This is a genomic window from Nocardia amamiensis NBRC 102102 (genome assembly GCF_001612745.1).
GTDB lineage: Bacteria > Actinomycetota > Actinomycetes > Mycobacteriales > Mycobacteriaceae > Nocardia > Nocardia amamiensis.
Window position 1 is genome coordinate 1 of sequence record NZ_BDBA01000210.1, and the last position, 21,532, is coordinate 21,532.

Here is a 21,532-nt window from a genome sequence, read left to right on the forward strand (position 1 = left end):
GGGCCGGTCCGGGCGGACCCGGCGTTCGGAGGCGGGGCGGTCGGGGTGCCCCGGCCGGGATTCGGGCGTGGGCTGATCGGTCGGACCGGCGTCGGTGCTCGACGTCATGGGGGTCGCTCCTGCGGGGTGGGTGGTACATCCTGCTGAGGGCGTGAGGGGCTGACTCACGCGTACGGTGTCAGCAGGCCGAGGAAGTCGGGGATCGCCGGGGACCCGGGATCGGGCGCCGCTGAGCTACCGGAGGGAACCGGGCAGACAGCAGGCGCTGCAGACGCGCTTGTAATCGACGTGGCGCCGTGCCACCAGTCGTACTCCCGAAGCGCGCATGCGGCCTATTGTGCCATGTCAGCGCGGGCCTTCCGACCCCATGGGCAGCATTTTCCGCGTTATGGCGGGAAATCCCCTGGACGCTCGGCCTCGTTTGTGACGGCAGTCATACTCCACGGCCCGTGCGCGGCGCGTGATACGTCCGATTCATCCGCTGTGACGCCACGCACGCCGCTTGACCTCGAGTGAGGTCGAGGTACCAGGCTGTGCGCCATGAGTACCACAGCCATCGACACCGCCGCCGAGACCGAAGCCATCCGCGCGGTGGTCGCCGCCGTCGAACATGCGCAGCAGAACGAGCTCGTCGACGAGTTCGTGGCGCTGTTCCGGGAAGACGCCATCTGGACCACCGGGCACGGCATGCGGCTGTTCGGGCGGGCCGCTATCGCCGAGTTCACCGCGGAGGTGCTGCCGGGGGCCACCGCGCACGGCAAGGCGACGTACGAGGTCGAGCACGTGTTGTTCATCCGCCCCGACGTGGCGGCGGTCAAGGTGCGCCAGCGCTATTTCGACAACGAGGGCGTCCTGCAGAGCGAGGGCTCCCCGATGTACGTGATGTCCAAGGAAGACGGCCGCTGGCTGCTCACCGCCAACCAGAACACCCCGGTCGTCGACGCCTGAATCCGGTCGCCGGATCAATAGGACGGCCAGGCCGCGCGGCCAGGGACCGGATCGTGCCGCCCGCTGCCGAGGTGTGCGGAGGGCGTAGGCGGCACGAACCGGGAGGCCTCCGCGCTACTTCGTGCACGCGGCCGAGACCACGACTAGTGAAGTACGAGGACTAGCTCGTTGTGTCCGCCGCTGATCTCGTCTGGTGGAAGGTGGCGCCGCTCGAGCGGGCCGCGACGGGTTGGTGCGATGAGGTCTCGGAGCCCGAATACGGGCTCACGTGCTGTCACGGTGTCCCGGCTCCGGGCGTGAACACGGCGCCGTTCACACTGGAGAGGTGACTTCTTCCGCCACCGCACCCCGGAGCGCCGCCGCCTCCGTGCCGGTGCTGCGCGATTTCGGGCGGGGACCGTTCGGGGTGTACGTGCACGTCCCGTTCTGCGCGACGCGGTGCGGGTACTGCGACTTCAACACCTACACGGCGGGGGAACTCGGCACCTCGGCGTCGCCGCAGTCGTGGCTAGAGGCGTTGCGCGGCGAGCTGGCGACCGCGGCGCGGGAGTTCGCGGCATTGCCGAGCGCCACACCGGAGGTGTCCAGCATCTTCGTCGGCGGAGGGACGCCCTCGCTGCTGGGTGGTGACGGGCTGGCCTCGGTATTGGATGCCGTGCGCAGCGAGTTCACCCTCGCCGCCGACGCCGAAGTCACCACGGAGTCCAATCCCGAGTCCACGTCACCGGAGTTCTTCGAGCGCATCCGCGCGGCCGGGTTCACCCGGGTGTCGCTGGGGATGCAGTCCGCCGCGGCGCACGTCCTGAAGGTGCTCGACCGCACACACACCCCGGGCCGTGCGGTGGCCGCGGCGCTGGAGGCGCGCGCCGCCGGATTCGAGCACGTCAATCTCGACCTGATCTACGGGACGCCGGGCGAGCGCGACGCCGATCTCGACGCCAGCCTGGACGCCGTGCTCGGCGCGGGTGTGGACCACGTCTCGGCCTACTCGCTCATCGTCGAGGACGGCACCGCGCTGGCCCGGCGGGTGCGTCGCGGCGAACTGCCGGCACCCGACGACGACGTGCTCGCCGCGCGCTACGAACGCATCGACACCAGGCTGCGCGCCGCCGGACTCGAGTGGTACGAGGTGTCGAACTGGGCGGCGAACACCGACGCGATCTGCAGGCACAACATCGGCTACTGGGACGGTGGCGACTGGCTCGGCGCGGGGCCGGGCGCGCACAGTCATGTCGGGGGAGTGCGCTGGTGGAACGTGAAACACCCGGCGCGATACGCCGATCGGGTCGGCGAGGGCGGCTTGCCCGCGGCCGGCTGGGAAGCGCTCACCGACGACGAGCGGTACACCGAGCGGATCATGCTCGCGGCCCGCCTGCGCACCGGCCTGCCCCTGGCCGACTTGGCCCCCGATGCCACCCCCGCAGTCGACCGCGTGATCGCCGACGGTCTCGCCTTCCGCGCCGACGACTGTCTTGTCCTCACCGACCGAGGCCGCCTCCTCGCCGACGGTGTCGTCCGCGACCTGCTGGCCTGAACGGCGGCCCGGCCGCACCCGGATGCCCGGCGCCGTAGGGCGTTCGCGCTCGTCCAGGCCGGGTTCGCACCCGACCCGCCACGCCGGTGCCGACCAGAACCCCAGCGGAGACATTGCAGCAATTCCATCGCGCAAGGATCCGGCCGAATGCCATTCGCGCCGCCGATCACCCGGGTCGTCCCGATCCGGCAGCCAGCCACCTCACAGCGAGCTGATCATAACGGTGAACTTTTTCGGGAAATGACCACCAGAGCAGCGGTTTCGGACACCGGGCGGCTGGAAGCGGGCCGACCAGCAGATAGGCTGTTCGCCGACAACGTGTTTCCTGGTGCTCCGCTCCGGCCCGGTCCGACTTCGGGTCGGGAATTCGGGGATTCGGCGAACTCCGCGTCCGGTTTCTGCCCCGCGGCAGCGGTCTGCCACGTAGGCTGCGACGCAACCCCAAGGAGACTCATGGCGTCGGCACGACACATCACTCTTGTCCATGAACCAGGCGAGTTCGCCGAAGCGCGGGCAGCCGAGAAAGCGGAGAACGCGCGCCAGTGCGCCGTCGCCGCCCGCACCGTAGCCAGTTATTCGGAGGACGCCGCGGATTGCCAGTCGTTACTGGCAATGCTCGGCCTGGACGCCCGCGCGGGCAAGCAAGCCGGAACCGCGGATCGCGGCTGACCGACTACGCCTTCTCCGCGGCCAGGGCGACCCTGCTCCATTCCCGCGGCGAGAGTCCGTAGGCGGCGCGAAAACGCCGGGCGAAGTGGGACGGATCACGAAAACCCCAGCGTCGAGCGATCATCGAGATCGTCCGTTGGCTGTGCTCCGGCTTGGTCAGATCCGCGCGCACCTGTTCCAACCGCTGACTGATGATCCACTGCTCGAGGCTGTACTCCGCGTTCGCGCAGATCTTGTACAACTGCCGGACCGACATGTTGTGCGCCTTGGCGATTTGTTCCGCGCCCAGATCGGGGTCGGCCAGGTTGCGCCGCACGTAAGCCCGGATCCGGGACAGCAGGATGTCCGACGGGATGACGGCGGCGTTGCCGTCGTCGCTGCCGGCCGACAACAGCAGTCCCCGGATCAATTCGATGCTGGCGCAGCCGGACAGCGCGGCCGCCGGGTCGGCGCTGAGCGCGTCGGCGGCGGTGGTCAGCTGGACGATGTGGTTGGCCACCAGCCGATAGTGCGGGCTGTCCGGTACCCGAGGCGCGGCCCGGCTGATCAGATCGGCGGGCAAGCCGAGTTGCTCGAGCGGCACGTACAGGCAGGTGGACGCGCCGTCGCCGTGCCAGCTGAAGTCGTAGGGCGCGTTCAGGTCCATCACGTGTAGTTCGCCCGGCCGCACGACCCGCTGCACCCCGCCCTGCTCGTATCGTCCGGTCCCTGCCTGCTGCACCGCCACCGCCAGCACCGGCGCCGGCCAGGTGCGCACCTGCTTCGGCGTGCGGATGAGCTGGATCCCCGAGGTGCGCCCACGGAGGATGCTCGCCTCGCCGAACTGCCACACATCGAACGTGGCGTGGACCCGCTCTTGCGGCCCGTCCAGCACGACGTGCGACGTTACCGACGCCTCCTGCACAGCCGCGGCCACCGCGTCCACCCGCTCGTGCGGCGCGATGGTGTCCGAATTGAACACGACCGTCATGACAGCCTCCGTCGCAATTGGGACAGATTCGGCAATCCTCGCACGAACCCGGCCGATCGGGCCGTGCATTGTGAGCCGAGGATCGTGCACGGACAGTCATTTTTCCGGCCGCCGCCCGTCCTACGCTGTCGAACGGTGATCGACACGGGTCGATTCCCGTTTCGCCGTAGGAGGCATGGTGGCGCGAGCACGCTCACGTCCGGTGGTATTCGTTCATGGTCTGTGGATGCACAGCAGCAGCTGGGCGCCATGGGTCGAGCTGTTCGACAGCGCGGGATACCAAGCATCGGCGCCGGGATGGCCCGGCGACGGCGAGACGCCCGAGGCCACCAGGAAGGATCCCGCGCCGCTGAACAATCGCGGCATCGCCGAGGTCACCGATCACTACGCGGAGTTCATCTCCACGCTGCCGATGCCGCCGGTGGTCATCGGGCACTCCTTCGGTGGACTGATCGCGCAGAAACTGCTCGGGACCGGCTTCGCGAGCGCGTGCGTGGCGATCGCGCCGGCGCAGTTCAAAGGGGTGCTGACGCTGCGGCTGGTGCCGCTGCGCAACGTGCTGCCGGTCCTGGGCCGCCCGTGGCTGCGCAGCAAGACGTGGGCGCATACGGCCGAGAGCTACCACCGCGCGTTCGCCAACGGCGTGTCCCGCGCGGAGTCCGACCAGCTGTACGCCGACTATGCGATTCCGGCACCGGCACGCCCGCTGTTCCAGGCGGGAACGGCCAACCTCGCGCCGCGGAGCGAGGCGGCGGTGGACACCCGCAGCGAACGCGGCCCGCTGCTGATGATCGCCGGCGGACTCGACCGCCTCGTTCCGGCGGCCACCGTGCGGTCGGCCTACCGGATCCAGCGCCGGAATCCGGCGGTGACCGAGCTGGTTGTCTTCGCCGATCGGGGGCATTCCATGCCCGCCGACCACGGCTGGCGCGTGGTCGCCGACACTGCGGTGGAATTCCTCGCCCAGCATCTGCCGCCGGTGCCCGGCGAGTCGTAGACCGACATCCATTCCAGATCGAAGGGACTAGCCATGCCAACGATCACAACCACCGATGGCGTCGAGATCTACTACAAGGATTGGGGTTCGGGACGTCCCGTGGTATTCAGCCACGGCTGGCCGCTCAACGGCGACGCCTGGGACAACCAGATGAACCTGGTGGCGAGCAAAGGCTATCGCGCCATCGCGCACGATCGGCGCGGTCACGGCCGGTCCGGCCAGGTATGGGACGGGCACGACATGGACCACTACGCCGACGATCTCGCCGCCGTGCTCAACGAGCTGAACTTGACCGACGCGGTACTGGTCGGACATTCCACCGGCGGTGGCGAGGTCACCAGATACCTGTCGCGGCACGGTACCTCCCGGGTGGCGAAGGCCGTTCTGCTCGGCGCGGTGCCGCCGCTGATGCTGCGGACCGACGCCAACGTCGAAGGACTGCCCATCGATGTCTTCGACGACATTCGCGCGGGCGTCGCCGCCGACCGCTCGCAGTTCTATCAGGACCTCTCGGCGCCCTTCTACGGCGCCGATCGCGCGGGATCGACCGTCTCCCAAGGCCTTCGGGATCATTTCTGGCTGATGGGCATGCAGGCCGGGCTCAAGGGCGCGCTGGACTGCGTCAAAGCCTTCTCGGAGACCGATTTCACCGCGGAGCTGCCGAGCATCGACATCCCGATCCTGGTGGCGCACGGTGACGACGATCAGATCGTCCCATTCGCGTCCTCGGCGGCCAAGACCGCGAAGCTGCTGCCGCGGGCGGAGCTGAAGGTGTACCCCGGTGCGCCGCACGGCCTGTGCGGAGCGTACGAACAGGCGTTCAATGCCGACCTGCTCGATTTCCTGAAGAACTGAGGAGGGCGAAATCCGATGAAGCGCAGACGTATCCTGCGCGGCGGTATCGCCGCGCTCGCCATCGCGCTCGCCGCCGTCGTGCCGGGCGGCCCCGCGCAGGCGCAGACCTCACCGACCATCGTGCTCGTGCACGGCGCCTTCGCCGACACCACCAGCTGGAATAGTGTCGCCGCGCTGCTGCGCGGGCGCGGCTATCGCGTCGTGACGCCGGACAATCCCCTGCGCGGACCGGCCTACGACGCGGCCGCCGTGCAACGCACACTGGACACCATCTCCGGTCCCATGGTGCTGGTCGGCCACTCCTACGGCGGCTTCGTGATCACCAACGTGCACGACCCCGAGGTCGAATCGCTGGTCTACGTAGGCGCGTTCGCGCCGGTGCAAGGCGAGGTCGCCCAGCAGGCCCTCGACCCGATCCGTTTTCCCGGCAGCCAACTGCTGCCGCCCGCGCTGCAGCTGAAGGTGGTCGACGACCCGCAGGGGATCGCGGGCATGAACATCGACGGCTACATCGCACCCGCCAGCTTCAACGACGTCTTCGCCCAGGATGTCGACTCGGCGACGGCTGCCGACATGATCGCCCATCAGCGCTCCATCGCCGTGGCGGCCAATCTCGAACCCTCCGGCCCACCCTCGTGGTCGGCCACTCCCAGCTGGTTTCTGATCTCGGGCGCCGACCGCGTGATCCCGCCGTCGGCACAGCGCTTCATGGCTCAGCGGATGGGCGCGCGCACCAGCGAGATCAATGTCTCCCATGCCTCCATGGTCTCCCGGCCCGACGACGTCGCCGCGGTGATCGAAGCCGCCGTACCCGGCTGATCGCCTCCGCCGAGCGGGATCTGACCAGCTGCCACGGTCGGTCCCGCTCGCCGGTGTCCGGATCAGGTGCCGGTGCGGTTCGATCGGCGTTCCCGTCACCGGCCAGCAATCCGGCGGCCGGCAATTAGACTGGACAAACAGACGAACCGGGAATTCGCCTGCAATGGCTGGTGGGCGTCGGTAGTGCGGCGCGACCGGAGACGAAAGCGAGGAGGTGGGGCCGATGTCGAGCACCGAGGATCGGCGCTTCGAGGTCCTGCGCGCGATCGTCGCGGACTATGTCGCGACCAAGGAGCCGATCGGCTCGAAGACCCTGGTCGAGCGGCATAACCTGGGTGTTTCCAGCGCGACGGTGCGCAACGACATGGCGGTGCTCGAGGCGGAGGGTTACATCACGCAACCGCACACGAGTTCCGGGCGCATCCCCACCGACAAGGGCTATCGACAGTTCGTGGACCGCATCTCCGAGGTCAAGCCGCTGTCTCCGGCCGAACGCAGAGCGATCATGGAGTTCTTGGAGTCGGGCGTCGATCTCGACGACGTGCTGCGCCGCGGTGTCCGCCTGCTGGCCCAGCTGACCAGGCAGGTCGCGGTCGTGCAGTATCCGACGGTGTCGGCGTCCACGGTCCGGCACATCGAGGTGGTCGCGCTCAACCCGGCCCGGCTGCTGCTGGTGGTGATCACCGACACCGGCCGCGTCGACCAGCGCCTGGTGGAACTCGGCGCGCTGATCGATGACGAGGATCTGGCCGCGCTGCGCGGCATGCTCGGCGGCGCGATGGACGGCAAGCGCCTGGCCGCGGCCTCGGCGGCGGTCGCCGAGCTGCCCGAGCACTCCCCGCTGCGCCTGCGTGACGTGCTGGTCCGGGTGTCCACGGTGCTGGTGGAGACGCTGGTGGAGCATCCGGAGGAGCGCTTGGTGCTCGGCGGCACCGCCAACCTCACCCGCAACGCCGCCGACTTCGGCTTCCCGGGCTCGCTGCGCGCGGTGCTGGAGGCACTGGAGGAACAGGTGATCGTGCTCAAGCTGCTCGCCGCCGCCCAGCAGCCGGGACGGGTCACCGTGCGGATCGGCGAGGAGACGCAGGTCGAGCAGATGCGCGGCACCTCGGTGGTGTCGACCGGCTATGGTTCGGCGGGCGCGGTGCTCGGCGGAATGGGCGTGCTCGGACCGACCCGGATGGACTACCCAGGAACGATCGCCTCGGTAGCGGCGGTCGCCCGGTATATCGGTGAGGTTCTGGCCGAGCGCTGACGTGACACCGGCCACCCACGCCACTGCTACGCTCGACCTTTCGGCCGGATAAAGTTGAGTGCACAAGACTAATGCTGGTGTCGGCGCGCGGTGAACGCGTGCGCGGGCACCAGCCGCACCGTCGACAACGACCAAGGACTAGAGAGCTCAAGTGGCACGGGACTACTACGGACTGCTCGGCGTCGCGAAGAACGCGACCGACCAGGAACTCAAGCGGGCATACCGCAAGCTGGCGCGTGAGCTCCACCCCGACGTCAACCCCGACGAGACGGCGCAGGCCAAGTTCAAAGAAGTGTCCACCGCCTACGAGGTGCTGTCGGATCCGGAGAAGCGGCGCATCGTCGACATGGGCGGTGACCCGCTGGAATCCGCCGGTGCCGGTGGCGCAGGCTTCAGCGGTGCGGGCTTCGGCGGACTCGGCGACGTGTTCGAGGCGTTCTTCGGCGGGATGAGCGGATCGACCAGCACGCGCAAGCCGCGCGGTCGTGTCCAGCCGGGCGCCGACTCGCTGATCCGCACCCGGCTGAGCCTGGCCGAGTGCGCGGTGGGCGTGACCAAGCACCTGACCGTGGACACCGCGGTCCTGTGCGACCTGTGCCAGGGAGCGGGCACGAACGGCAAATCCAAGCCGGTGCGCTGCGAAACCTGTGGCGGCGCAGGCGAAGTCCAGTCCGTGCAGCGTTCCTTCCTCGGCCAGGTGCTGACCTCGCGTCCGTGCCCGACCTGCCGCGGCGCCGGTGAGACCATCCCGGACCCGTGCCAGAAGTGCGGCGGTGACGGCCGGGTGCGGGCGCGCCGGGAGATCGCCGCGCCGATTCCGGCCGGCGTCGCGAACGGCATGCGGGTGCGGTTGGCCGCGCAGGGCGAGGTCGGTCCCGGTGGCGGCCATGCGGGTGACCTGTATGTCGAGATCGTGGAGCAGCCGCACGACGTGTTCGTCCGCGACGGTGACGACCTGCACTGCACCATCCGGGTGCCGATGATCGACGCGGCACTGGGCACCACCGTCGTGATCGACACCATCCTGGACGGCCCGACCGAGCTGACCATTCCGGCGGGCACCCAGCCCGGGGAGATCTCGGTGCTGCGTGGTCACGGCATGCCGCGCCTGCGCTCGGGCGCGCGCGGTGACCTGCTCGCGCACCTGGACATCGTGATCCCGGCGAAGCTGGACGGCAAGCAGACCGAGCTGCTGCGCAAGTTCAAGGGGATGCGCGATCGCGAGCGCGCCGAGGTGATGTCGGCGCAGTCCGAGCACAACAGTGGGTTGTTCGCGCGGCTGCGCGCGTCGTTCAGCGGGCGCTAGGTGGCCGCGACCGTCTTCTACCTCGACGAGGTGCCCGAGCCGGGCGCGATCGCGGTGCTCGACGGCCCGGAGGGCAGGCATGCCGCCACGGTGCGCCGCATCCGGGTCGGCGAGCCGATCACGCTCTCCGACGGCCGCGGTGTGCTGGCCGAGTCGGAAGTCGTTGCGGTGCAACGTGATCGGCTCGAGTTGGCGGTTCGTGACCGGGTGCTGGCCGCCCGGCCTGCCCCGCTGGTGACCGTTGTGCAGGCGTTGCCCAAATCCGACCGTTCGGAACTCGCGGTAGAGCTGATGACCGAGGCGGGCGCGGACGCCGTCATCCCGTGGCAGGCGGCCCGCTGTGTCGCCAACTGGGAAGGCAAGGCGGCCAAGGCGGTCGACAAGTGGCGCGCAGCGGCCCGCTCGGCTGCCCGTCAGTCCCGCCGCGCCTACATCCCTGAGGTCGCCGACCTGCATCGCACCAAGGATCTGCTGGAGCTGGTGCGGAAGGCGAAGGCGGACGGTGCGATCGTCGCGGCGCTGCACGAATCCGGCACCGCCCGCTTCACCGAACTGCCCTTCGCCGACGCAGCCGAAATCGTCCTCGTGGTCGGTCCCGAAGGCGGGCTGGACGATGCGGAACTGGCGGCCTTGGCCGACGCGGGCGCGAACGTAACCTTGCTCGGCCCCACAGTGTTGCGTACATCCACTGCGGCCGCGGTCGCCCTCGGCGCGCTGGGCGCGCTCACCTCACGGTGGTAGCAACGAGCGGACCCGTTGCCGGTCCAATCGGCGAAAAGAGTCCGCGTCCCACCGGATCGTGCGACTAACCGCAGGCCTCGTCAAGCGGCGGCTTCTCCACCTCTGCGTCGAGTACCTGGCCGTGCTGTCCTGTAGTCGCAATGGCGTGGTGACGGGTCGGCCGGATTGGGGCTGGCAATCCTTCCGCAGGAAGACCGGCTGTCGGCGGGGCCGCTGGCCGGCCCGGTGACGGTGCCGCTCGCCGACGCCGGCGCCGCTCGCTCGGTCGGGATGGTGTGGCCCGCGGCCGCGACGCCGTCGGACGCGGTGCGGCGCTTCCGTGATTTCACCGAGGATTGGGCGCGGCGGCGCGCGGGAATCCCGTAAGGACCGGCTCGGCGTCAGCAGCTTATTCACTGGGCGGTGTCGGTGGGGCGCGTTAAACTTTTCTCAACACAGCAGTCGAGACCGGAAAGCAGGCTATAGCCACTTTTGACAGCACAAGGCGAGATCGGCGACCCGAGTACCCCTACGGCAAGCATCGGCGCCGGCGACAGCGGTTCGGGTCCCGCAGCGCGTACCGTGCGTTCGAGTATCGAACTCGCTCCCGAATCCGTGTTCCCCTTCCTCGGTTCAGCCGACCAGAATCTGCGTGAACTCGAATCCCTGCTCGACGCGGACATCCACGTCCGCGGCAACTCTGTCACCCTCACCGGCAAGGCGGCCGACGTCGCGCTCGCCGAGCGTGTCATCGAGCAGCTGGTCGCGCTGACCGGCCGCAATCGCGTGGTGACTCCCGAGGCGGTGCGGCACACCGTGTCGATGCTCACCGAGGGCACCAGCGAGTCGCCCGCGGAAGTGCTCAGCCTGGACATCCTGTCCCGGCGCGGCAGGACCATCCGGCCCAAGACGCTCAACCAGAAGCGCTACGTCGACGCGATCGACGCCAACACCGTCGTGTTCGGCATCGGTCCCGCCGGTACCGGCAAGACGTATCTGGCGATGGCCAAGGCAGTTCAGGCGCTGCAGTCCAAGATGGTCAACCGGATCATCCTCACCAGGCCCGCGGTGGAGGCGGGGGAGCGGCTCGGCTTCCTGCCCGGCACGCTGAACGAGAAGATCGACCCGTACCTGCGCCCGCTCTACGACGCGCTGCACGACATGATGGACCCGGAGGCCATTCCGAAGCTGATGGCGGCCGGTGTCATCGAGGTCGCGCCGCTGGCATACATGCGCGGGCGCGCGCAGCCGTTGCATACAAAAGTCCTGACCCCCGAGGGTTTCCGGCCGATCGGTGAGCTCCAGGTCGGCGATTTCGTTATCGGTTCGGATGGCTGCCCGACCGAGGTACTGGGCGTGTACCCGCAAGGCTTCAAAGAGATCTATCGGGTCTACACGCAGGATGGCTCATCGACGCTCGCGTCGGGCGATCACCTGTGGTCGGTGTACACGCGTTCCGATCGTCGTCGGGGCAAGCCGCCACGTGTTCTGCAAACGAAGGAGATGATCGGCAACCTCCGAGCAGCGCACTACCATCGCTACGAGCTGCCGCTACTGAGCGCACCCGTTCGTTTCGAGTCTCGCGCGGTGCCGATGGATCCGTACGCATTGGGCTTGCTGCTCGGTGATGGTTGCCTTACGTGCGCGACGACACCGAGCTTCGCGACGAATGACCCCGAATTGGCCGCAGCGCTGCAGCACGCGATTCCTGGCATCATGGTCCGCCGGAAGACGGCGGTCGACTATGTACTCAATCGAGTCAGGCAGCCTGGCGAGTCGGTCACTATCGCCAACCCGGTGACCAAGATCGCCCGGCAGTTGGGGCTCTCTGGTGCCCGATCCGACACGAAATTCGTCCCGAAGCAGTACCTGTTCAACGACCACGAGGTCCGATTGGGGGTTCTGCAGGGACTGCTCGACTCGGACGGCGGCCCAGTTACGCAACGCGGTCGCACCTGTCGTATCCAGTACATCCGCTACACGACCGTATCGCCCCAGCTGCGCGACGACGTCGTGTTCCTGGTTCAGTCGCTCGGTGGGATTGTCAACCTTCGGACAAGGGCGGCGGAGGGCCGCAAGCCCGGCTTGGCGAAGGGGCGGCCGGTCGGACATCGGTCGGATGCCTACATACTCGATATCCGACTGCCGGAAGGTATCGTGCCGTTCCGCCTGGCTCGCAAAGCGGCTAAGTACGCGGAGTTCGGCGGTGGTCGGCCGATGCGCTTCATCGACCGGATCGAGTCCGCCGGTACCGAGGAAGCTGTGTGCATTCGCGTGGCGGCCGCTGACTCGCTGTATGTCACCGAGGACTTCCTGCTGACGCACAACACTCTCAACGACTCGTTCATCATCTTGGACGAGGCGCAGAACACCACCGCCGAGCAGATGAAGATGTTCCTCACCAGGCTCGGCTTCGGCTCGAAGATCGTGGTGACGGGTGACGTCACGCAGGTCGACCTGCCCACCGGGGCCCGGTCGGGTCTGCGCACGGCCAGTGAGATCCTCACCGATATCGAGGACATCCACTTCGCCGAGCTCACCAGCAGCGACGTGGTCCGCCACCGGTTGGTTTCGGACATCGTCGACGCCTACGACCGGGCCGAGGCCGAGACGCGTCCGCCCGTCGCGTCGCATTACGGCGGCAACCGGGCGCAGCGGCGCGCCGCGAGCCGGTCGGATCGCCGGTAACGCGTTCGGCGGGCGGGGCTCCGCTCCGCCGACGCGATCGCCGGGATCGTAGGCTATTCGGGTGAGCATCGAGATCGCCAACGAGTCGGGTATCGACGTGCCCGAAGAAGAGCTGGTCAGCGTCGCGCGGTTTGTGATCGCCCGGATGGACGTGCACCCGGCCGCGGAGCTGTCGATGGTGCTCGTCGATCTCGATACCATGGCCGACCTGCACATGCGCTGGATGGATCTACCCGGCCCGACCGACGTCATGTCCTTCCCGATGGACGAACTCGAGCCGGGCGGACGGCCGGACAGCCCCGAGCCGGGCCCGTCCATGCTGGGCGACATCGTGTTGTGCCCCGAGTTCGCCGCCGGCCAGGCGCGCAAGGCGGGTCATTCGCTCGACCACGAACTCGCGCTGCTCACCGTGCACGGCGTGCTCCACCTGCTCGGCTACGACCATGCCGAGCCGGAGGAGGAGAAGGAGATGTTCGCGCTGCAGGCCACGCTGCTCGAGGAGTGGTACGAGAGCCTGAATGAAGCGCGGCGGCGGGCCGAACTCGCCGAACGTGACGCACGGTTGCTGGGTAAGGCGGGCTTCACCACACCGGGTGATTCCCTGGACCACGCGTGAATTCCCTGACCCTCGTTCTGCTGGCGGTCCTGCTCATCTCGGTGGGTGGGGTCTTCGCCGGTGTCGACTCCGCACTGAACACCATCTCGCCCGCACGCGTAGACGACATGGTCCGCGCCGACCGGCCGGGTGCGGTGCGGCTGAGCCGGATCGTCGCCGATCGGGCGCGCTACGTGAATCTCATGGTGCTCCTGCGGATTCTGTGCGAGATCGGCGCCACGGTGCTGCTGGTGGCCGGTCTGATCACGGTCTGGGCGCAGAACTGGGCGCTGCTGGTCACCGCGGTGGTGATGGTGCTGGTGTCCTATGTGGTGATCGGAGTCGGCCCGCGCACGCTGGGACGGCAGCACGCGTACTCGATCGCGCTGGCCGCGGCGCTGCCGCTGCAATTCATCGGTGCGCTGCTCGGCCCGCTCAGCAGGTTGCTGATCCTGCTCGGCAACGCGATCACGCCCGGCAAAGGCTTCCGCAACGGCCCCTTCGCCTCCGAGATCGAGCTGCGCGAAGTGGTCGAGATGGCCGGTGAGCGCGGCGTGGTGGCCGACGACGAACGCAGGATGATCCAGTCGGTCTTCGAACTCGGCGACACCCCCGCCCGCGCGGTGATGGTGCCGCGCACCGAGATGGTGTGGATCGAGGCGGACAAGACCGCGGCGCAGGCGATGTCGCTCGCGGTGCGCTCCGGACATTCGCGCATCCCGGTGATCGGCGAGAACGTCGACGACATCCTCGGCGTGGTTTACCTGAAAGACCTTGTGCCGTACGCGGATCGAAGCCGCAAGGTGCGGGTGCGCCAGGTGATGCGGTCCGCGGTGTTCATGCCCGACTCCAAGCCGCTGGACAGCCTGCTCGACGAGATGCAGCGCAGACGCAACCACATGGCACTGCTGGTGGACGAGTACGGCGGCATCGCCGGATTGGTGACCATCGAGGACGTGCTCGAGGAGATCGTCGGTGAGATCGCCGACGAGTACGACACCGACGAGACCCCGCCCATCGAAGATCTCGGCGACGGGCGCTACCGGGTATCGGCTCGGCTGTCGGTGGAGGACCTCGGCGAACTGTATGGGCTGGAGATCGAGGAAGAGGACGTCGACACCGTTGGCGGCCTGATGGCGCACGAACTCGGGCGGGTGCCGCTGCCTGGTTCGAAGATCGAGGTGCACGGGCTGGTGCTGCGCGGCGAAGGCGGCGCGGACGCGCGGGGACGGATGCGGGTGAACACCGTGGTGGTCAGCAGAGCGCGCGAGAAGGTCCCGGCGGGCAAAACCAACGGCGACAATCCCAATGGCAAGCGCAAGGCCAATGGATCGGAGCGGGAGACCCCGTCCGATCGCGACGAGGACGGAGACACCGAATGACCGAACTGGACGCCGAGGACAACAAGCTGGTCGTGCTGGCCCGTGGGGCGCTCGGCCGCACCGGCGGGGCGAGTGGCGCTGCCATCCGCGACACCGACGGACGCACCTACGCCGCGGGGGAAGTGAACCTGACCGCGCTGCGATTGACGGCGCTGCAAGCCGCGGTGGCCGCCGCGCTCTCCAGCGGCGCCGAGGGATTCGAGGCCGCCGTGGTGGTCGGCGGGCGGTTGTCCGATTTCGGCGTCACCGCGGTGCGTGAGGTCTCGGCGGAGGCGCGGATCATCTTCACCGACCGCGACGGCGCGGTGTTCGAGATCGTGGACGATTCGGCCGACGCCGCCGACGCGGTCACCGCCGACTCGGGCGAGGTGCGCGGTGGCTGACCGGTCGAAGTCCCGCGAGAAAGACGAATTCCGTTCCGGCTTCGTCTGTTTCGTCGGCCGTCCGAATACCGGCAAGTCGACGCTGACCAACGCGCTGGTCGGCGCGAAGATCGCGATCACCTCCTCGCGCCCGCAGACCACCAGGCACACCATTCGCGGCATCGTGCACCGCGAGCACGCCCAGTTGATCCTGGTCGACACTCCCGGCTTGCACCGTCCACGCACCTTGCTCGGCCAGCGCCTCAACGACCTTGTGCGCGATACGTATTCGGAAGTCGACGTGATCGCGCTGTGCATCCCGGCCGACGAGAAGATCGGCCCCGGCGACCGCTGGATCGTGCAGCAGATCAAGCAGATGGCGCCGAAGACCACGCTGCTCGGCGTGGTCACCAAGATCGACAAGGTGAGCCGCGACCAGGTCGCCGAGCAACTCCTCGCGGTCTCCCAACTGCTCGGCCCCGACGCCGACGTGGTGCCGGTGTCGGCGGTCAAGGGCGAACAGGTCGAGGTCCTGGTCGACGTCATCGCCTCGAAGATGCCGGAGGGCCCGGCCTTCTACCCCGACGGCGAGCTCACCGACGAGCCCGAGGAAACCCTGATGGCCGAGCTCATCCGCGAGGCCGCGCTCGAAGGCGTCCGTGACGAACTGCCGCACTCACTGGCCGTCGTCATCGAGGAGGTCCTGCCCTACGAGGACCGCGAGGACATGCTCGACGTCCACGCCCTGCTCTACGTCGAACGCCCCAGCCAGAAAGCCATCGTCATCGGCAGAGGCGGCTCCCGCCTGAAGGAAGTCGGCACCAACGCCCGCAAACAGATCGAACACATCCTCGGCACCCGCATCTATCTGAATCTGCACGTGAAGGTGGCGAAGGACTGGCAGCGCGATCCCAAGCAGCTTGGCAAACTCGGCTTCTGATCAATACCGAGTGCTCCCGGGATCCCCGTCGGGCGCCGGTCTACTCCACCTTCGGCCGGGAACATCGCCGCCGCGACATGCAGTGGTCATCTCGGGCACGTGGCGGGTGGATGCTCGACGTGTTGGAGGCAGCAAACGACGGTGCGGACTACAAACCACCCCAGTCAGAGGTCGACGACCGCTACTAGCAGCTACAAGCAACTCCTCGAAGTCGAACGCGGTGGATTCGGTCCGCGATCGACGGTGAGCTGCTGATCGGCTCGCGACCGCGAGGGTTAGGAACTGTCGGTGGGTGATTTCGAGCATGTCATGCCGAGGCTGTATTCGCGGCTGTCGAATGAATACGGGACCGTCGGGCGTTTCTTCTTCGACTCCGACTCGGGAACGATCACGGCGATATCGCGCAACGGTTCTGGATTGTCGATGATTCTCACCGACGTGGGCGAGGGAATTCGTGTCGACCTCGGGCTCGGTCTGACCCTTGTGATACCACGCGACGACCCGTTCGAATTGTCCGATGTGCTGGCCCCCGTGGGCTCGTTGATCGAGAACGGCATAACCCTGCATGTACCGCTCGAACCAGGGGATGATCCGGTGCTTCGCTACACACTCGAGTTTCCTGGCGGTGCGCTGAGTTCGAGGATTCCGGGCCGCGAGTACACGGAGTTTACCGTCGGTGGCTGGTCTCCCTTCTTCGGCTCCCGGTAGCAGCGCGGTGCGGGGCAGGGAGCCCGGCACCGCGAGGGATCTCATTAGTACTCCAGCGAGCAGCGAGCCTCGGTTGGTGGCGATTCCCGGTTGCCAGTGACGGCGATCCCGGGGGCAGCTCTGTGACATGTCCTGCGGTCCGGATCACGGCATGCCCAGCGGAACCTTGGTGATCTCGCGCCATTCGTATCGATGGCTGTCCCGGTTCAGGGCAATGAGCGATACCGCTGTCACTGGCTGTACAACCTCTATGTCGCTCAGCTCATTTCGGGAGAGCAGGTTGCGGAGGTCCGTCATCGATGCCACTCCCGCGGAGTAAGCGAGCGACAGATGGGGCTGGAAGCGGTCACCGCGCTCAGGCACCTGCTCGAGGCCCCAGATATCGGCGACGGCGCGTTGCAGATCGTGGCGGATATCCCGGAAGCACCCCGGGTTCGCGATCGGCATTCCGATGGTTTCCTTGTCCACGGACGGTGGTCCGAGCAGGGCGTCGAATGGGTCGCGCTGGGACAGGTACGTTGCGGCGGCCTCGCTGATCAGCTGCATGTCTGGTGCTGTCACTTCATCGGTGAATCCGATGCCCTGGATCGTGATGTGCAGTCCTTCGCGGGCAACGGGATCCATGGTGGGGATCTGTGAAAGAGTCGGCGCAAAGATCTCCACCAGGTGTCGGGCCGGAGAATCGTTGTCGAAGGTGACGTGCCAGGTGTAGAACGACTTGCCCAGCCTCCAGCCCGGGCGCCACCACCAGTGATCCCACGTGGAGTCTTCGGCCATGAGGGTCATCCTCAGTTCGTGTCAGCCGCGAGCGAAGACTGTCGGCATGTGTGAGGTCGATGTTCGAGCAGCGGACGACCGCCGCTGTACCTCATTAGTCCGTAGTCCCTGGGTTAAGGTCGACAATCAAGACGTCGAATTGAGGCGCGCCTTCCCACGGCGGGAGGAGGGTGCCGACGCGGCGCGCTCCCCAGTGCCGATAGATCGCGTAGGCGTTCTCGTTTGCTGGGTTGACCAGCCAGGTGACCCGCCGCTCGGAACGGTCTGTGAGCAAGCCGCGGTATAGGAGACCAGCAATGCCTTGTCCGACGCGTTTCTTGTCGACCATGAGCTCGCTGAGCGCGAACGTCCTCGATCCGTCTTCGGCGGTGAACTCCTCCGAAGACGGCTGCCCGGGGTCCAGGACGAGTCCGGTCCACCATGTGGTGTCTGCATCCAGCGGCCAGCCGAACGCTTGGCCGACAGGTTCGCCGTCTATGGTCGCGAGGACCATCGAGAAGCCCGGTATAACCGAGTAGACCTCAAACCGCTCCATGAATGCTTCGGTGGACTCGAACGGATTGCCGGTTGCAATGGCATCGACGTAGCCTCGGGCCTGTACATCGGCGATCGTGTCGCGAATCGTGCGCGCCGATTCCCTGGAAAGCGACTGTAGGACAACATCTTCCGCCATCAATACCGCCTTACCCTCGGACCGGGACTTGATCGTATCGTTCTTGGAAGTCTTGGTGGCGAGGTTTGGTCGCGGCCGCGCGAACTGGTTCCAGCACGCGGAGCGTCCGGCTGGAGGAGACACCATCGGACACATCCGCGTTCGCAGCGGTGGACGTTCCTGACCGGCCCGGACCTGCCTGAGGACATCCGGTTGTACGCGGAGATGTCGAGGCTTGGCGTGTCGATCCTGCGCGCCGGGGATATCGCCTTGCCCGGTCCTGGACAGCGTCCGGGCCTGTTCCGGGCGGGGTTACAGCCACCCCTTGACGCTTACCGGCCGCCGGGGCGGGTTGTGGTCGACGCGATCCGGGGATGCGCCGCTCAGCGTGCGCGGCAGCGGCGGGTGGTGAGGGCGTATGCCTGAAACCACCACGGCCGAAGTGCCGTATGGGTGTGGCCCGGCATGTGCGCCGTGGATCACCGTCGAGCAATGCGGCCTGTTCACCTTCAACCAGGACACCGCACAGGTGTTGTCGGTGAAGTGCCCCTCCATGAACTGTTTCGGGCAGATGGTCAAGATCGTCAACGGCCGCATGGCCGACCACGACTCCCCGATGGACATCGCGCTCGGCGGCCAGAAATGCCCGTGGATCGGTATCCGCATCGTGTTCGACCGCACCCGATACCCCGAACTCGCTCCCCAGCCTGCCCCGCCATCGGTGCAGCCGCCGCAGGCCGGTCGGTGACCCGTGACCAGGACGCCGAGCGATCCGCCGCCGAGCTCGACGTCCTCACCGACGTGATCGGCACCCTGGTCACCAGCACCGCGGACGCCGTGCGCGACGGGATGAGCGACACCACCCGCGTGCGTGTGATCGCGATGGTGGTCTATGAACTGATCAGCAGTGCCCGCACCGCCGCTGCACCCCATACCGGCCGCCTATATGCCGCCCCCGTGCTCGATCCGATCGTCGACAACATCCCCACCGCCGACGACATCACCTTCCTGGACCTGTTGATCCCCGCGATCATCGGCCAGCACATCAACCGCACTTGAACCCCAAGACCGCCCCGGCGTGGATACGCGCGTCCGCTGGTCCCCCCTTTGCACCAGAGGGAGCACGCACGTACCGGGGCACCCAAAAGGGGGAAGGCTGCGCGGACGGGGCTCCGCTTCGGTGTGCCCCACCGAACCCGACCGCCAGCCTTCCTCCTGCCACCGAAATTCGTTGCACAACAGCAGCATTCACGCCCTAGGTGACACCTTCACGGAAGGCCCTCACATGCAACCCGATACAGCCGAACCGCACCACTCGTCGTCAGAAATCGTCTCCCGTGACGACTACCGATGCTTCCGCGACCGGGGCATGTGATGAGTTCACCCCTGCCGGACGAAGCCGATGTGCACCTGATCGTGCGGATGCGCGGCTACCAACTGCACTATGTGGCGTGCTTGACTGCGGCCCTGGTGTTCGTCCAAGACGAAGGTATCCGCCATTGCACCGACGCCGTCTCTGTCGCCAGCGGCGGAACTGATTGCCTGCCCCGGTTGCCATGCGAGCGCCTGTATGTCGAGCGATGACGGGTCCCCCTTATGGCACCCCGCCTCTGTACGCGCTGCTTGCTCGGTGGCGCGTACGGGCGCGACACTTAGTTGCTCGAACCCGCGATCCCAGACAGCCAGCATGAGCGGAAGGCAAGCCCAGTGGACGACGAACAGATCGGTTTCGACATCGAATTCGATGACAAAACCCAATCATTCCTTGATTGGGTTGCGCCCGAACGTATGGAATCGGAGGTGCGGGCATTCCTCACCGAAACCATACCTGGCATCGCTGACTATACGGATGCGTGGTGGATGTCACCGTTGACGATGCGAATCTTGGAAGCTACCGAAGAATTCTTCGGAGACAGAGACGGATTTCTCGCCCCCGAAAATCGAGATGCGGCCGATCAATTCATTCGATTCTACGGTGAGTGCTTCGTGCGACGTGCCGGAATGTCCTGGACCAATCGCCCCGAGTGGAGCGGCGCCCCCCTGTACAACGATTTCAGTCCAGCTGTGCACGACGGCAACGGCGACGAGGTCCGGAGCATATTTGCGATGACGGACTATTTGTTCCTCGAAGATGATGGTCCGGATATGGCGGATTACGTGATTACGTCGGCCGCTCGAGACATTCGGAAGGCCCGAAGCCGCACATAGAAGGCTTCTCAACTGCATAAAACGGGGGTCGGCATAATTATGCCTGACGAATACGACGCCATGCGCAAGAACTTGACCTCTTATGAACGCGGCTTGTATTTCGAGCTGGGCCGGGCGCACGAAATGGTGGAAACCAGAGACAAAGGATGGGTGAAGCAATTCAGAATCCAGACCGCTAAAGGACCGCGCGTTCTAGATAACGCTCGGAGCGTAGGCCGAGCCGTCGAAGGTGTCGAGCGGAAGTCTGGCAAGGTAAATGAGCGGGATGCGCGTGAGCAGCTGAACAAGGAGCGCGCTGGGCTAGAGTCCGGTCAAATTTTCCGCTCCCGGTGGGAGACGGTGGCCGGTGAAAAAGTTCCCGACAAAATTCGCCAGCAGATGCGGGAGCTGGCCCACGATTCTAAGGGCAAATTTCAGCACATCGAAATCAGTCGAGAGGCAGCAACTCGAGCTGTCGAGATCGGACGGAGCCTGGCATCTCAGCAATTGGAGCTGATCCGGCCGTACGAGCTGCAACGGGCAGACCGAGCGCGGGAAAGGCTGGCGAAGATACGCCAAATTGTGCGGGCACAGGAGCGAGCCGAAAAATTCCGGAAGATGCAGCAGTTCCGGGAAGCCGCTATACGTGGCAGGGCGGATGCCCCGCAGAAGATCGAACGTGATCGGCAGGCCAGAGAAGAGGCCGAGCGAGCCAGGCAAGCACGCGGAGCCGATGAGCGTGCGCGGGTTGAACGGACGCCTGCCGAACGGGTGGCGCTGGAATTCCCGGTGCCCGGTCAGTTCCAGGAACGGGAAGCCCCCGACACTGGGGAACAGGCGGCCCGAGAGGCGGGCGACGCTGCCAGTGTGGAGCGTGCAGCCGAGAAGGAACGAGAGGCTGCGGAGAAAGAACGCGAGGCTGCTTTCAAAGCCCTGGACGAGGCGCGAAACGCGGCGTTCAAGGAGTTGGACGAAAAGGGGCGTCTATCGGAGGTGGAAAGACTCCTGTGGTTGGGCCAGGCAACTCACCCACAAGCGGCGGTGAGGGAGCCGCCTGGTCACGCGCCGGGCGTTGTGCGTGGCGGTACCGGGCAGGGACATGAACGCTCACGTGGAGTATCCCGCGACCGATAGCTGTCCGCGCTCAATTGTCGTTTGCCAGCGTGAT

25 protein-coding genes are annotated in these 21,532 nt (G+C 66.9%); 21 read left to right on the top strand and 4 right to left on the bottom strand.

Features of this window, described 5'->3' with window-relative positions; genetic code table 11:
- Positions 1–234 precede the first annotated feature (234 nt).
- Positions 235–327 carry an Ms4527A family Cys-rich leader peptide gene (locus NA4_RS43835; protein ID WP_357721293.1) on the bottom strand — a complete coding sequence of 31 codons (93 nt, stop codon included), beginning with the start codon at positions 325–327 and terminating at the stop codon, positions 235–237.
- A 213-nt stretch (positions 328–540) separates the two neighbouring features.
- On the opposite strand from NA4_RS43835, the gene NA4_RS30790 reads away from it, so the two are divergent.
- The 3 genes from NA4_RS30790 to NA4_RS30800 all read left to right on the top strand — a co-directional run bounded on the left by NA4_RS30790 (position 541) and on the right by NA4_RS30800 (position 3,151).
- Positions 541–948, top strand: coding sequence for an SgcJ/EcaC family oxidoreductase (locus tag NA4_RS30790; protein WP_067478054.1), 408 nt, complete (start codon positions 541–543; stop codon positions 946–948).
- A 325-nt stretch (positions 949–1,273) separates the two neighbouring features.
- Complete coding sequence (hemW, locus tag NA4_RS30795) at positions 1,274–2,482, top strand: radical SAM family heme chaperone HemW (RefSeq protein ID WP_084497618.1); 1,209 nt, start codon at positions 1,274–1,276, stop codon at positions 2,480–2,482.
- Positions 2,483–2,935: 453 nt separating this feature from the next.
- Positions 2,936–3,151: a hypothetical protein gene (locus tag NA4_RS30800; RefSeq protein WP_067478056.1), complete on the top strand. Its 216-nt coding sequence runs from the start codon at positions 2,936–2,938 to the stop codon at positions 3,149–3,151.
- A 4-nt stretch (positions 3,152–3,155) separates the two neighbouring features.
- On the opposite strand, the gene NA4_RS30805 is transcribed toward NA4_RS30800, so the two are convergent.
- Positions 3,156–4,121, bottom strand: a complete 966-nt coding sequence (locus NA4_RS30805; protein WP_067478059.1) for an AraC-like ligand-binding domain-containing protein — start codon at positions 4,119–4,121, stop codon at positions 3,156–3,158.
- Between the two features lie 175 nt (positions 4,122–4,296).
- Here NA4_RS30805 and NA4_RS30810 point away from each other — a divergent pair, with 175 nt between their 5' ends.
- The 13 genes from NA4_RS30810 (at position 4,297) to NA4_RS30870 (ending at position 16,748) form a co-directional block, all read left to right on the top strand.
- Positions 4,297–5,118: an alpha/beta hydrolase gene (locus NA4_RS30810; RefSeq protein ID WP_067478061.1), complete on the top strand. Its 822-nt coding sequence runs from the start codon at positions 4,297–4,299 to the stop codon at positions 5,116–5,118.
- A gap of 33 nt (positions 5,119–5,151) precedes the next feature.
- Positions 5,152–5,973, top strand: coding sequence for an alpha/beta fold hydrolase (locus tag NA4_RS30815; RefSeq protein WP_067478063.1), 822 nt, complete (start codon positions 5,152–5,154; stop codon positions 5,971–5,973).
- A 15-nt stretch (positions 5,974–5,988) separates the two neighbouring features.
- Positions 5,989–6,792, top strand: coding sequence for an alpha/beta fold hydrolase (locus tag NA4_RS30820; protein ID WP_067478068.1), 804 nt, complete (start codon positions 5,989–5,991; stop codon positions 6,790–6,792).
- A gap of 223 nt (positions 6,793–7,015) precedes the next feature.
- Positions 7,016–8,047 (top strand): heat-inducible transcriptional repressor HrcA, encoded by a 1,032-nt coding sequence (gene hrcA, locus NA4_RS30825; RefSeq protein ID WP_067478071.1) that lies wholly within the window; start codon positions 7,016–7,018, stop codon positions 8,045–8,047.
- Between the two features lie 151 nt (positions 8,048–8,198).
- Positions 8,199–9,353 carry a molecular chaperone DnaJ gene (dnaJ, locus tag NA4_RS30830; protein ID WP_067478074.1) on the top strand — a complete coding sequence of 385 codons (1,155 nt, stop codon included), beginning with the start codon at positions 8,199–8,201 and terminating at the stop codon, positions 9,351–9,353.
- Positions 9,354–10,094: a 16S rRNA (uracil(1498)-N(3))-methyltransferase gene (locus NA4_RS30835; RefSeq protein ID WP_067478077.1), complete on the top strand. Its 741-nt coding sequence runs from the start codon at positions 9,354–9,356 to the stop codon at positions 10,092–10,094.
- 165 nt (positions 10,095–10,259) lie between these two features.
- Positions 10,260–10,460 carry a type 2 periplasmic-binding domain-containing protein gene (locus tag NA4_RS30840; RefSeq protein WP_067478079.1) on the top strand — a complete coding sequence of 67 codons (201 nt, stop codon included), beginning with the start codon at positions 10,260–10,262 and terminating at the stop codon, positions 10,458–10,460.
- Positions 10,461–10,655: 195 nt separating this feature from the next.
- Positions 10,656–12,761, top strand: a complete 2,106-nt coding sequence (locus tag NA4_RS30845) for a PhoH family protein (RefSeq protein ID WP_245671664.1) — start codon at positions 10,656–10,658, stop codon at positions 12,759–12,761.
- A 61-nt stretch (positions 12,762–12,822) separates the two neighbouring features.
- Entirely contained in the window at positions 12,823–13,377 is a 555-nt protein-coding gene (ybeY, locus tag NA4_RS30850) for an rRNA maturation RNase YbeY (protein ID WP_067478083.1), read from the top strand.
- On the top strand, positions 13,374–14,738 hold the full coding sequence (locus tag NA4_RS30855; protein ID WP_067478086.1) for a hemolysin family protein: 1,365 nt from the start codon (positions 13,374–13,376) through the stop codon (positions 14,736–14,738). Before ybeY ends, NA4_RS30855 begins: the two co-directional genes overlap by 4 nt.
- Complete coding sequence (locus NA4_RS30860) at positions 14,735–15,121, top strand: cytidine deaminase-like protein (protein WP_067478089.1); 387 nt, start codon at positions 14,735–14,737, stop codon at positions 15,119–15,121. Before NA4_RS30855 ends, NA4_RS30860 begins: the two co-directional genes overlap by 4 nt.
- Positions 15,114–16,040, top strand: coding sequence for a GTPase Era (gene era, locus NA4_RS30865; protein ID WP_067478092.1), 927 nt, complete (start codon positions 15,114–15,116; stop codon positions 16,038–16,040). The genes NA4_RS30860 and era overlap by 8 nt, the downstream gene beginning before the upstream one ends.
- A 288-nt stretch (positions 16,041–16,328) precedes the next feature.
- Positions 16,329–16,748 (top strand): hypothetical protein, encoded by a 420-nt coding sequence (locus NA4_RS30870; protein ID WP_067478095.1) that lies wholly within the window; start codon positions 16,329–16,331, stop codon positions 16,746–16,748.
- 144 nt (positions 16,749–16,892) lie between these two features.
- On the opposite strand, the gene NA4_RS30875 is transcribed toward NA4_RS30870, so the two are convergent.
- Complete coding sequence (locus NA4_RS30875) at positions 16,893–17,525, bottom strand: 2'-5' RNA ligase family protein (protein ID WP_169811150.1); 633 nt, start codon at positions 17,523–17,525, stop codon at positions 16,893–16,895.
- A 94-nt stretch (positions 17,526–17,619) separates the two neighbouring features.
- Positions 17,620–18,198, bottom strand: coding sequence for a GNAT family N-acetyltransferase (locus NA4_RS30880; RefSeq protein ID WP_067478104.1), 579 nt, complete (start codon positions 18,196–18,198; stop codon positions 17,620–17,622).
- A 397-nt stretch (positions 18,199–18,595) separates the two neighbouring features.
- On the opposite strand from NA4_RS30880, the gene NA4_RS30885 reads away from it, so the two are divergent.
- From NA4_RS30885 to NA4_RS30905, 5 genes are all read left to right on the top strand, one after another.
- Positions 18,596–18,925, top strand: a complete 330-nt coding sequence (locus NA4_RS30885) for a hypothetical protein (RefSeq protein WP_067478107.1) — start codon at positions 18,596–18,598, stop codon at positions 18,923–18,925.
- Positions 18,922–19,236 carry a hypothetical protein gene (locus NA4_RS30890; RefSeq protein ID WP_067478109.1) on the top strand — a complete coding sequence of 105 codons (315 nt, stop codon included), beginning with the start codon at positions 18,922–18,924 and terminating at the stop codon, positions 19,234–19,236. Before NA4_RS30885 ends, NA4_RS30890 begins: the two co-directional genes overlap by 4 nt.
- 315 nt (positions 19,237–19,551) lie before the next feature.
- Positions 19,552–19,761, top strand: a complete 210-nt coding sequence (locus NA4_RS30895) for a hypothetical protein (RefSeq protein WP_067478112.1) — start codon at positions 19,552–19,554, stop codon at positions 19,759–19,761.
- Positions 19,762–19,884: 123 nt separating this feature from the next.
- Complete coding sequence (locus tag NA4_RS30900) at positions 19,885–20,385, top strand: hypothetical protein (protein ID WP_067478117.1); 501 nt, start codon at positions 19,885–19,887, stop codon at positions 20,383–20,385.
- A gap of 39 nt (positions 20,386–20,424) precedes the next feature.
- Entirely contained in the window at positions 20,425–21,498 is a 1,074-nt protein-coding gene (locus tag NA4_RS30905; RefSeq protein WP_067478120.1) for a hypothetical protein, read from the top strand.
- Positions 21,499–21,532 lie beyond the last annotated feature (34 nt).

Bases quoted from the DNA above. Each gene is read 5' to 3' on its own strand.
- NA4_RS43835 (WP_357721293.1), bottom strand. From the start codon at position 327: ATGCGCGCTTCGGGAGTACGACTGGTGGCACGGCGCCACGTCGATTAC.
- NA4_RS30790 (WP_067478054.1), top strand. From the start codon at position 541: ATGAGTACCACAGCCATCGACACCGCCGCCGAGACCGAAGCCATCCGC.
- NA4_RS30800 (WP_067478056.1), top strand. From the start codon at position 2,936: ATGGCGTCGGCACGACACATCACTCTTGTCCATGAACCAGGCGAGTTC.
- NA4_RS30805 (WP_067478059.1), bottom strand. From the start codon at position 4,121: ATGACGGTCGTGTTCAATTCGGACACCATCGCGCCGCACGAGCGGGTG.
- NA4_RS30810 (WP_067478061.1), top strand. From the start codon at position 4,297: ATGGTGGCGCGAGCACGCTCACGTCCGGTGGTATTCGTTCATGGTCTG.
- NA4_RS30815 (WP_067478063.1), top strand. From the start codon at position 5,152: ATGCCAACGATCACAACCACCGATGGCGTCGAGATCTACTACAAGGAT.
- NA4_RS30820 (WP_067478068.1), top strand. From the start codon at position 5,989: ATGAAGCGCAGACGTATCCTGCGCGGCGGTATCGCCGCGCTCGCCATC.
- hrcA (WP_067478071.1), top strand. From the start codon at position 7,016: ATGTCGAGCACCGAGGATCGGCGCTTCGAGGTCCTGCGCGCGATCGTC.
- NA4_RS30860 (WP_067478089.1), top strand. From the start codon at position 14,735: ATGACCGAACTGGACGCCGAGGACAACAAGCTGGTCGTGCTGGCCCGT.
- NA4_RS30875 (WP_169811150.1), bottom strand. From the start codon at position 17,525: ATGGCCGAAGACTCCACGTGGGATCACTGGTGGTGGCGCCCGGGCTGG.
- NA4_RS30880 (WP_067478104.1), bottom strand. From the start codon at position 18,198: ATGGCGGAAGATGTTGTCCTACAGTCGCTTTCCAGGGAATCGGCGCGC.
- NA4_RS30885 (WP_067478107.1), top strand. From the start codon at position 18,596: ATGCCTGAAACCACCACGGCCGAAGTGCCGTATGGGTGTGGCCCGGCA.
- NA4_RS30895 (WP_067478112.1), top strand. From the start codon at position 19,552: ATGAGTTCACCCCTGCCGGACGAAGCCGATGTGCACCTGATCGTGCGG.
- NA4_RS30905 (WP_067478120.1), top strand. From the start codon at position 20,425: ATGCCTGACGAATACGACGCCATGCGCAAGAACTTGACCTCTTATGAA.